Annotated in this window: 9 protein-coding genes; 8 read left to right on the forward strand and 1 reads right to left on the reverse strand. The window is 67.6% G+C overall.

Features of this window, described 5'->3' with window-relative positions; genetic code table 11:
• Nucleotides 1-138 precede the first annotated feature (138 nt).
• Nucleotides 139-1,122, reverse strand: a complete 984-nt coding sequence (gspK, locus tag F3J43_RS04375; protein WP_205297614.1) for a type II secretion system minor pseudopilin GspK — start codon at nucleotides 1,120-1,122, stop codon at nucleotides 139-141.
• A 129-nt stretch (nucleotides 1,123-1,251) separates the two neighbouring features.
• Between gspK and tatA the strand changes: the two genes are divergently transcribed.
• From tatA to nagE, 8 genes are all read left to right on the forward strand, one after another.
• Nucleotides 1,252-1,455: a twin-arginine translocase TatA/TatE family subunit gene (tatA, locus tag F3J43_RS04380; protein WP_166883593.1), complete on the forward strand. Its 204-nt coding sequence runs from the start codon at nucleotides 1,252-1,254 to the stop codon at nucleotides 1,453-1,455.
• On the forward strand, nucleotides 1,455-1,742 hold the full coding sequence (gene tatB / locus F3J43_RS04385; RefSeq protein ID WP_166883594.1) for a Sec-independent protein translocase protein TatB: 288 nt from the start codon (nucleotides 1,455-1,457) through the stop codon (nucleotides 1,740-1,742). The genes tatA and tatB overlap by 1 nt, the downstream gene beginning before the upstream one ends.
• On the forward strand, nucleotides 1,742-2,476 hold the full coding sequence (gene tatC / locus F3J43_RS04390; protein WP_166883595.1) for a twin-arginine translocase subunit TatC: 735 nt from the start codon (nucleotides 1,742-1,744) through the stop codon (nucleotides 2,474-2,476). Before tatB ends, tatC begins: the two co-directional genes overlap by 1 nt.
• A 182-nt stretch (nucleotides 2,477-2,658) precedes the next feature.
• The gene (locus tag F3J43_RS04395) at nucleotides 2,659-3,390 is read left to right on the forward strand and encodes a GntR family transcriptional regulator (RefSeq protein ID WP_166883596.1); all 732 of its coding nucleotides are present in this window, start codon (nucleotides 2,659-2,661) and stop codon (nucleotides 3,388-3,390) included.
• Between the two features lie 11 nt (nucleotides 3,391-3,401).
• Nucleotides 3,402-4,490, forward strand: coding sequence for an N-acetylglucosamine-6-phosphate deacetylase (nagA, locus tag F3J43_RS04400; RefSeq protein WP_166883597.1), 1,089 nt, complete (start codon nucleotides 3,402-3,404; stop codon nucleotides 4,488-4,490).
• Nucleotides 4,487-5,509: an SIS domain-containing protein gene (locus tag F3J43_RS04405; protein ID WP_205297615.1), complete on the forward strand. Its 1,023-nt coding sequence runs from the start codon at nucleotides 4,487-4,489 to the stop codon at nucleotides 5,507-5,509. The genes nagA and F3J43_RS04405 overlap by 4 nt, the downstream gene beginning before the upstream one ends.
• Nucleotides 5,510-5,527: 18 nt before the next feature.
• Entirely contained in the window at nucleotides 5,528-8,077 is a 2,550-nt protein-coding gene (ptsP, locus tag F3J43_RS04410; protein ID WP_166883598.1) for a phosphoenolpyruvate--protein phosphotransferase, read from the forward strand.
• 12 nt (nucleotides 8,078-8,089) lie between these two features.
• The gene (gene nagE, locus F3J43_RS04415) at nucleotides 8,090-9,754 is read left to right on the forward strand and encodes an N-acetylglucosamine-specific PTS transporter subunit IIBC (RefSeq protein WP_166883599.1); all 1,665 of its coding nucleotides are present in this window, start codon (nucleotides 8,090-8,092) and stop codon (nucleotides 9,752-9,754) included.
• Nucleotides 9,755-10,041: the final 287 nt, after the last annotated feature.

The following is a 10,041-nucleotide window of genomic DNA, read 5'->3' on the forward strand; positions in this document are numbered from 1 at the left end:
CTTGGGGCGGCTTCTCTCAACGTGTTCCAGGATCAGTAGACTGCTCTTGGTCCCAGGTTACGGAGCAAGCTTGAAGGGAGCGACTCATCCAACATGTCCTACAGCACGTAACGAACTTCCATCAACCAGCAAAAGACCTCACCAGGCCAATGGCTCACGCCCTCGCACCCGCACCTGCTGCGCTGGCACCCGCGCATGCCATTGCACCACGCCCAGCGCCTCGATCTGGAACTGGCTGCGCAAGGTACGGCCCTCTTCCTCGAACGCCAGTTGCAACAGAAAGTGCCCGCTGTTGAGCAGCAACCCTTCGCTCAGCCGGGCGAACGTCTCGTCATCCACCGCACCCAACGCCTGGCGCAGCGCTGCGGCATCGACATAGCCTGCCGCCGGACGGCCACTGACGATACGGCTGAGCAACGCACGCGAAAAACGCCCTTCGTATAGCGCCTCCAGCAACGGCAGGTGCTCCAGCCCCAGCGCATTGGCGTTCAGCCGCCAGCCACTGGTCTGCGGCAAGGCGCAAAGCATTGGATAACGCGCCTGACGAGTGGCATCCGGCTCGAGCAACAGGTTCAGTTCGCTGGTATCGAGCAACGCCTGGTTGGCGGCCAGACGCGGTGGTTTCTGCCGCAGGTACTGGGCGCTCTCGGCGCCTTGCAGACGGGCATCGCTGTCGCTGTCGAGCCAGTCAGCCAGGGCATCGACCAGGCGCGCGGCCGCCATGTCGTCCCCCAGCAGCAGGCGTAACTGGCGCTCGGCACGTTCGCCATCCTCACCCAGCAGCGCGTTGACGTTGAAGCAACTGTGCTGGTCGATCACCCGCAACTGCGCCTTGCCGGCGCCGAAGTCATAGTCCAGCGCCTGTCCGCGCAAGGCCTGCCAGAACAACGGACTGGCACGCCAGGCCGGATCGCGCAGGGCCTGGCTGGCGTAGGCCAGGCCAGCCTGCTCCATGGCCCGGACCTGCACCCGCTGGCGTAGCAGACGTACCTCGTCGACCTCGCGTCGGCCATCTTCCACCAGCCAGGCCAGCCCTCCGGCAAGCATCGCCAACACCACCAGCACCATCAGCAGTGCCGCGCCCCGTTGTCGCCTGGCCGCCATTTCCACATCCCTGTCCATTGATCTGGGCGCCAGTCAACACCGTGCGTGTTGCAGGCAGATGGCAAAGGCGCGGCAGTCACGTGCGCGTCATCTGCGCAAGGCAGGATTGGCCTTCCTTTTTTCAACGACCTGACAGGAGTGTCTTACATGGGTGGCATCGGAATCTGGCAATTGGTAATCGTGCTGATGATCGTCTTCCTGCTGTTCGGCAGCAAACGCCTCAAAGGCCTGGGCAGTGATGTGGGCGAAGCGATCCAGGGCTTTCGCAAATCCATGGGCGGCACGGCCGAGGACACCGGCGCCCAGGCGCAGCAGCAACCCTTGAACGGCCCTGCGGACCGTCAGGCCTGATGTTCGAGGTCGGCTTTTCCGAACTGTTGCTGGTGGGCATCGTCGCCCTGCTGGTGCTCGGCCCTGAGCGCCTGCCGGTAGCGGCGCGCAACCTCGGCCGCGGGCTGGGCCAGGCGCGCCGGGCGATGAATGCATTGAAGGCCCAGGTGCAGCAGGAGATCGACAGGCCAGCCCTGGACGCCGCGCCGCTGCAACGCCTGGAGCAGGAAATCCGCCAGGGCATCCAGCTCGAGGCGGCCCCCGTCAATGACGCGATCCCGGTCGCCCCTGCCAGGGAGCGCGCCTGATGTCGGTTGCCCTCGACCCACCTGGGCGCATGCCGCTGACCGAACACCTGCGCGACCTGCGCAAACGCCTGGTGCGCTGCTTGCTGCTCATCGCCCTGGTGTTCGCCGGCTTGTTCCCCTTCGCCCAGACGCTGTACACGCAGATCTCCGAACCGTTGCGCCGCTTCCTGCCCGAAGGCGCCAGCATGATCGCCACCAGCGTCACCTCGCCGTTCCTCACACCGTTCAAGCTGACGGCGATGTGCGCGCTGTTCGTCGCCATGCCACTGCTGCTGCACCAGGCCTGGGGCTTCATCGCCCCGGGCCTGTATCGCCGCGAGCGGCGCATCGCCCTGCCACTGCTGCTGTCGAGCATCGTGCTGTTCTACGGCGGCATGGCCTTCGCCTTCTTCCTGGTGTTCCCGATGATGTTCGGCTTCTTTGCCAGCGTGACCCCGGACGGGGTGGCGATGATGACCGACATCGGCCTGTACCTGGACTTCATCCTGGCGCTGTTCCTGGCGTTCGGCCTGGCCTTCGAGATCCCGGTGGCGACCGTCATCGTGGTCTGGGCCGGGCTCAGCGACGTGGCAACGCTGCGTCGCAGCCGGCCCTACGTGATCGTCGGGTGCTTCGTGGTGGGGATGATCCTGACGCCGCCGGATGTGTTTTCCCAGACCATGCTGGCGGTGCCGATGTGGGTGCTGTTCGAAGTCGGGTTGCTGGCCTGCGGGTTGGTACGGCGGGAGGCGTAGATCTTTGGCAACCCTTTCGTTCCCCCGCAAGGAGCGCACAATCGAGTAGGAGCGACCTTGTGTCGCGAGCGGGGCGCAAAGCGCCCCAGCCTCAGGGACAAGATCCATGAGCAGACAAGTGGTATTGACCTGGTATTGAAGTGGTATTATTTTCCACGCAACAACAATACCGGACACCGCCCATGCGCCCCCTAACCGCCCTGCGCCCCGACGACACCAGCGCTACCCCGCTGTACCTGCAACTGGCGCGCAACCTGGAACAGGCCATCCATGCCGGGCAATGGAGCGCCGACCAGGCCCTGCCTTCGGAGCGGGCCCTGAGCGAAACCCTGGACATCTCCCGCGTCACCGCGCGCAAGGCCCTCGAAGTACTGCTCGAGCAAGGCCTGATCCGCCGTATCCAGGGTTCCGGCACCTTCATCACCCCACGCCTCGAACAGCCGCTGTCACGTCTGTCGAGCTTCAGCGAAATGCTCCGCCTCAAGGGCTTCGTGCCCAGCTCGCAGTGGCTGGAACGCAGCATCGACACCCCGAGCAGCGACGAACTCATCCGCCTGAGCCTGTCGCCCAGCGACCAGGTCGCCCGTCTCAAGCGCCTGCGCAAGGCCGACGACATTGTCATGGCCGTGGAGATCAGCACCCTGCCCGCCCGCCTGCTCGGCGATCCGCAAGCCATCGGCGACTCGCTCTACCAGCACCTCGACCAGCTCGGTCGCCCGGTAGTCCGGGCCCTGCAGCACATCCGCGCGATCAATGCCAACGCCGAGCTGGCCGCCCAGGTGGGTATCGCACCGGGTACCGCCATGCTGCTGATGACCCGGATCGGCTACCTCGACGACAACACCCCGATCGAGCTGACCGACACCTACTGTCGCAACGACTATTACGACTTCGTCGCCGAGCTGCGACGCTGACCGGAGCCTCCATGGACATCGCCAACATCCTCACCCCCGCTGGCTGGGTGCGCGGCCAGTTGCACCTCGAACAAGGCCGCATCCGCGCCATCGACGGCACACCGTGCGACCCGCAGGACAACGACCTGCCCTACCTGCTGCCCGGCTTCATCGACCTGCATGTGCACGGCGGCGGTGGCAGCGACATCATGCAGGGCACGCAGGCCTTCGCCACCATCGCCCGCACCCATCGGCGCTTCGGCACCACCTCGCTGCTGGCCACCACCATGACCGCCCCCCGCGAAGAGCTGGCCGGGGTCCTCGCGCAACTGGGCGAACACCTGCGCCAGCCGCGCCAGGGCGCGCGGATCCTCGGCGTGCACCTGGAAGGCCCGTACATCAATCCCGGCAAGCTCGGCGCCCAGCCCAACTTCGCCCACCAGGCGCTGCTCGATGAAGTCGAGCAGTACCTGGCCCTGGCGCCGATCAAGGTGATCACCATCGCCCCGGAAATCGCCGGCCACCTGCCGCTGATCCAGGCCTTGAGCCAACGTGGCATCCGCCTGCAGATCGGTCACACCCTGGGCAGTTACGAAGAGGGCGTGGCGGCGCTCGAGGCCGGCGCCAGCAGCTTCACCCACCTGTACAACGCCATGAGCCCGCTGCACCACCGCGAGCCGGGCATCGTCGGCGCGGCACTGGCCCACGCCCGCTACGCCGAACTGATCCCGGACCTGCTGCACGTGCACCCCGGAGCGATCAAGGTGGCCTTGCGCGCGATCCCCTGCCTGTACTGCGTGACCGACTCCACCGCCGCCGCCGGCATGCCCGACGGCGAATACCGCCTGGGCAGCCACACCGTGACCAAGTGCCTGGGCGGCGTGCGCCTGCCCGACGGCACCCTGGCCGGCAGTACCCTGACGATGGACCAGGCCCTGCGTAACCTGGTGAAGATCGGCCTGCCGCTGGCCGAGGCCTCCGACCGCCTGTCCCGCTACCCCGCCGACTACCTCGGCATCACCGACCGCGGCCGCCTGCAAGCGGGCGCCTGGGCCGATGCCGTACTGCTGGATCGCCAACTCAACCTGACCGCCGTGATGGTCGAAGGAGACCTTTCGTGAGTTCAAGGATGCTCGAAGAAGCCCGTGCCTGTGCCACTGTCATCGAACAGCAGCAGGCCCTGCTCGACCCACGCCTGGCGCCACTCGCCGAACAGCTGCGACGCCTCGACCCACAGGTGGCGCTGACCGTGGCCCGCGGCAGTTCCGACCACGCCGCCAGCTACTTCGCCTACGTCGCCATGCAGCAACTCGGGCTGCCGGTAGCCTCGCTGCCGATGTCGGTGGTTACCCTACAGCAGGCACCGCTGCGCGTGCGCGGCCAGGTCGCGCTGGGCTTCTCGCAGTCGGGACAGAGCCCGGACCTGGTCGACAGCCTGCAGCGCCTGGGCCAGTGCGGCGCAACCACCGTGGCGCTGGTGAACGCCGAAGGCTCGCCATTGCAGCAGGCCTGCCAGCATCACCTGCCGCTGGGCGCCGGCCCGGAGCTTTCCGTGGCGGCGACCAAGAGCTTCGTCGCCACCCTCGGCGCCAGCGCACGCCTGGTCGCCCACTGGGGCCAGGACCGCGCCCTGCTGGCCGCCCTCGAGGCCCTGCCGGCGCAGTTGCGCGAAGCCGCCGCGCTGGACTGGAGCTTCGCCATCGACACCTTGCGCGACTGCGAACGGCTCATGGTGATCGGCCGTGGCGCCGGTTTCGCCATTGCCCAGGAAGCGGCGCTGAAGTTCAAGGAAACCTCGGTGATCCAGGCCGAGGCCTTCAGCAGCGCTGAAGTACGCCACGGCCCGATGGCGCTGATCGACGCCCAGTACCCCTTGCTGGTATTCGCCCCTCGCGGCGTCGAGCAGGCCGGCCTGCTGCAACTGGCCGCCGACATGCGCCAGCGCGGTGCCCGCGTGCTGCTGGCGGCGCCCGCCGACATCGCCGGGCGCGACCTGACCCTGGCCTGCGCCGAGCATCCAGCCCTCGATCCACTACTGGCGATCCAGAGCTTCTACATCATGGCCGCCGGCCTGGCCGAGGCCCGTGGCCTGGACCCGGACCAGCCGCGCCATCTGAGCAAAGTGACCTGTACGCAGTGAAGCCGCGAGGAACAGCGCATGCCCGACAATAACAACATCATTCTCCACGCCCCGCTGGCAGGCCCGCGGGTGGCGCTGGCCGAAGTCCCCGACCCGGTGTTCAGCAGCGGTACCCTGGGCGACGGTATCGCCATCGACCCGCTCGACGGCTGCCTGTATGCGCCCTGCGCCGGCGAAGTGGTGCACCTGGCGCGCACCGGCCATGCCCTGACCCTGCGTGCGGCCAATGGCGCGGAGATCCTCCTGCACATCGGCGTCGACACCGTGCAACTGCTCGGCCGTGGTTTCTCGCCACAGGTCGCGCTCGGCGAGCAGGTCGAACAGGGCCAGGCACTGGTTCACTTCGACCTCGACCTGGTGGCGCAGCATTGCACCAGCCTGGTCACGGTGATGCTGGTGGGCAACGGCCAGGGCTATGAACTGCTCGCCCTTGGCAGCGTCACTGACAGCCTCGGCGAACCACTGCTGGAGGTGCGCGGCAAAGCCATCGCCGGTACGCCATCGGCCGGCGCGCAGGCCCAGGGCAACGCCCGTGGCCAGGCCCGGGTCGCCCACCACGGCGGCCTGCACGCGCGTCCGGCTGCGCTGCTGCGCCAGACCGCGCAACGCTTCCAAAGCCGCATCCTGTTGCACTTCCACGATCGCGAGGCAGCCGTCGACAGCCTGGTGGCGGTCATGGGCCTTGGCGTCGGCGAAGGCGACGAGGTGACCGTGAGCTGCAGCGGGGCAGATTGCCAGGAGGCCCTGCAGGCCATGCTGCAAGCCCTGCAGACACCGACGGTGGGCGAGCGCCACGCCTCACCGGCCGCCGCAGCCCCCGTCACCGCCCAGGCGACTCGTCACGAGCCCGGTGTCATCGGCGGTGTCTGCGCATCGCCCGGCCTGGCCCTCGGCCCCTTGGCCAGGCTCGATGGCATCAGCCTGCCGCCGGACAACGGCGGCAATCACCCGCCCGAACAGCACGCCGCGCTGGATGCCGCCCTGACCGCCGTGCGCCACGCCATCGACCGCGATTGGCGCCACCTGCCGCGTGGCCAGGAAGACGCCGCGGCAATCCTCGAAGCCCACCTGGCGCTGCTCGACGACCCGGCCTTGCTCGACGCCGCCCGTCGCCATATCGACCAGGGCAGCGCCGCCAGCCATGCCTGGAGCCGCGCCATCGATGCCCAGTGCCAGGTACTGCGCAGCCTGGACAACCCACTGCTGGCCGAACGCGCCAACGACCTGCACGACCTGCAGCAGCGTGTGCTGCGCGCCCTGCTCGGCGAAACTCGCGAGCTGCGCCTGCCACCCTCGGCGATCGTCGTCGCCCATGAACTGACCCCGTCCGACCTGCTGCTGCTCGCCCGCCACGATGTCGCCGGCCTGTGCATGGCCGCCGGTGGCGCCACTTCGCACGTGGCCATCCTCGCCCGGGCCCGCGGCCTGCCCTGCCTGGTGGCCCTGGGCGAGACCCTGCTCGAATTGCCCGCCGGCAGCACCCTGGTGGTGGACGCCGACAACGGCCGCCTGGAAACCCGTGCCGCGCCGCAGCGCCTGGCCGAGGTACGCCAGCACTGCCAGCAGCGCCACGAACAACGCCAGCACCAACAGGCCGCCGCCCATCAGCCGGCGCGCACCCGCGATGGTCGCCTGGTCGAGATTGCCGCCAACGTCGCCGGTGCCGACGAAGCCGCCCAGGCCCTGGCCCAGGGCGCCGATGGCGTCGGCCTGCTGCGCAGCGAGTTCCTGTTCGTCGACCGCCACACCGCGCCCGACGAACAGGAACAGCGCCTGGCTTACCAGGCCGTGCTCGATGCCATGGACACGCGTCCGGTGATCATCCGCACCATCGATGTCGGCGGCGACAAGCAGTTGGACTACCTGCCGCTGCCCGCGGAGGCCAACCCGGTGCTGGGCCTGCGCGGCATCCGCCTGGGCCTGGTGCGCCCGCAACTGCTCGACCAGCAGTTGCGCGCCCTGCTCTCGGTCAGCCCCCAGCGGCGCTGCCGGATCATGCTGCCGATGGTCACCGAAGTGGACGAGTTGATCGCCATTCGCCAGCGCCTGGACCAGCTCGCCGACGAACTGGGCGTTGCCGAGCGCGCGGAACTGGGGGTGATGATCGAGGTGCCCGCCGCCGCGCTGCTGGCCGAGCGCCTGGCCGAACATGCCGATTTCTTCTCCATCGGCACCAACGACCTGTCGCAGTACACCCTGGCCATGGACCGCGATCACGCCGGCCTGGCGGCGCGGGTCGACGCCCTGCATCCGGCGCTGCTGCGCCTGATCGACCTCACCTGCCAAGGCGCGGCGAAGCATGGCCGCTGGGTCGGCGTATGTGGCGCCCTGGCCTCCGATCCGCTGGCCACCCCAGTGCTGGTGGGGCTGGGGGTAGCCGAACTGTCGGTCAGCGCGCCGCAGATCGGCGAAATCAAGGCCCGTGTCCGTGAACTTGACGCCGCCCAGTGCCAGCGCTTCAGCCAGGGCCTGCTGGCCCTGTCCAGCGCCGCTGCGGTGCGCCAGGCCTGCCGCGACTTCACCGCGCCGCAAGCGCAAAGCCCGGCCCCCGTGGCCTTACAACAATAATCGGAGCGCATCATGTACCAGCACTTCATCCAGGGCCTGCAACGGCTCGGCCGCGCCTTGATGCTGCCCATCGCCATCCTGCCCATCGCCGGCCTGCTGCTGCGCCTGGGCGACACCGACCTGCTCGACATCGCCCTGGTGCATGACGCCGGGCAGGCGATCTTCGCCAACCTGGCGCTGATCTTCGCGGTCGGCATCGCCGTGGGCTTCGCCCGCGACAACAACGGCACCGCCGGCCTGGCTGGCGCCATCGGCTACCTGGTGCTGGTGGCGACGCTGAAGGTGATAGATCCGGCGATCGACATGGGCATGCTCGCCGGGATCCTCTGCGGCCTGGTCGGTGGCGGCCTGTACAACCGCTTCAAGGACATCAAGCTGCCGGACTACCTGGCATTCTTCGGTGGCCGACGTTTCGTGCCGATCGCCACCGGCCTGTCGGCGGTAATGCTCGGCCTGCTGTTCGGGCTGATCTGGCCGCCGATCCAGCAAGGCATCAACAGCCTCGGCCAGCTGATGCTCGAGAGCGGCAGCATCGGCGCGTTCTTCTTCGGCGTGCTCAACCGGCTGCTGATCATCACCGGCCTGCACCACATCCTCAACAACCTGGTGTGGTTCGTCTTCGGCAGCTTCCAGGGCGCCGGCGGGCAGGTGGTCACTGGCGATCTTGCACGTTACTTCGCCGGCGACCCCAACGCCGGGCAATTCATGGCCGGCATGTTCCCGATGATGATCTTCGGCCTGCCGGCCGCCTGCCTGGCCATGTACCGGCATGCCCTGCCCGGCCGGCGCAAGCTGATCGGCGGGGTGCTGCTGTCGATGGCGCTGACCTCGGCGCTGACCGGGGTGACCGAGCCGATCGAGTTCGCCTTCATGTTCCTCGCGCCGCTGCTGTACCTGATCCATGCGCTGCTGACCGGGCTGTCCATGGCCCTGTGCGACCTGCTGGGAATCCGCCTGGGCTTCACCTTTTCCGGAGGCGCCATCGACATGGCCCTGGGCTGGGGGCGCTCGAGCAATGGCTGGCTGGTGTTCCCGGTGGGGCTGCTGTATGCGCTGGTGTACTACTTCGTGTTCGACTACTGCATCCGCCGCTTCGACCTGAAGACCCCGGGCCGTGAAGAGCAACCCGCCGCAGAGACCACCATGGCCGGCGACGCCGGCCGCGCCCGGCGCTATATCGACGCCCTTGGCGGCAGCGCCAACCTGCACGGCATCGATGCCTGCACCACGCGCCTGCGCCTGGTGCTCGCCGACCGCAGTCTGGCCAACGACGCGACCCTGAAAAGCCTTGGCGCCCTGGCAGTGGTCCGCCCCGGCAGCGGCGGCAGCCTGCAGGTGGTGGTCGGGCCGATGGCCGATGCACTGGCGGATGAACTACGTGCCGAGCTGCCTCATGCGCCAATCGGCAGCTCACTCAGCCCAGACATGCCGGCTCCCGCCACGCAGGCGATACCCGTCGAAGATTGGCTGCAGGCATTGGGCGGCCGCGACAACCTGGTGACAGCGCAGTGCGTGGCGCTAAGTCGGGTACGTATTCAGCTCAAGGATCAGGATCAGGTCAATTCGGCGCAACTGGTGAGCCTGGGTTGCCAGGGCATCAGCAAGCAGGCGGATGGCGTTTGGCATTTGCTGCTGGGTGCTCGAGCCGCGTCACTGAGTCAGGCATTGCACGGTTGATGCAGAAAACAGGGGCTGGAGCAGTCCAGGCAGAAGGTAAAGGAACTCAGCGAGAACCCAAACTTCCAGCCAATCAAGGTCAGTGAGAGTTTGCGCAATACATTCCCTCTGTTCTGAGGCAACCCAATTCCCTGGGCAATAAAAAAGGTGGGCATCTGCCTAATGCCAGTCAGTTAAGCTGACTGGCATTTTCATTTTCGGGTCGGATATTTTGCTGGTCGTTGCTTAACTACTCTCGGGAACCAACGATCAGGTCGTCGATGAGGCAAGATATACTGCGCCGCTGC

Origin of the sequence: Pantoea sp. Cy-639 (assembly GCF_011752525.1) — a bacterium.
In the GTDB taxonomy this organism is placed as follows: Bacteria; Pseudomonadota; Gammaproteobacteria; order Pseudomonadales; family Pseudomonadaceae; genus Aquipseudomonas.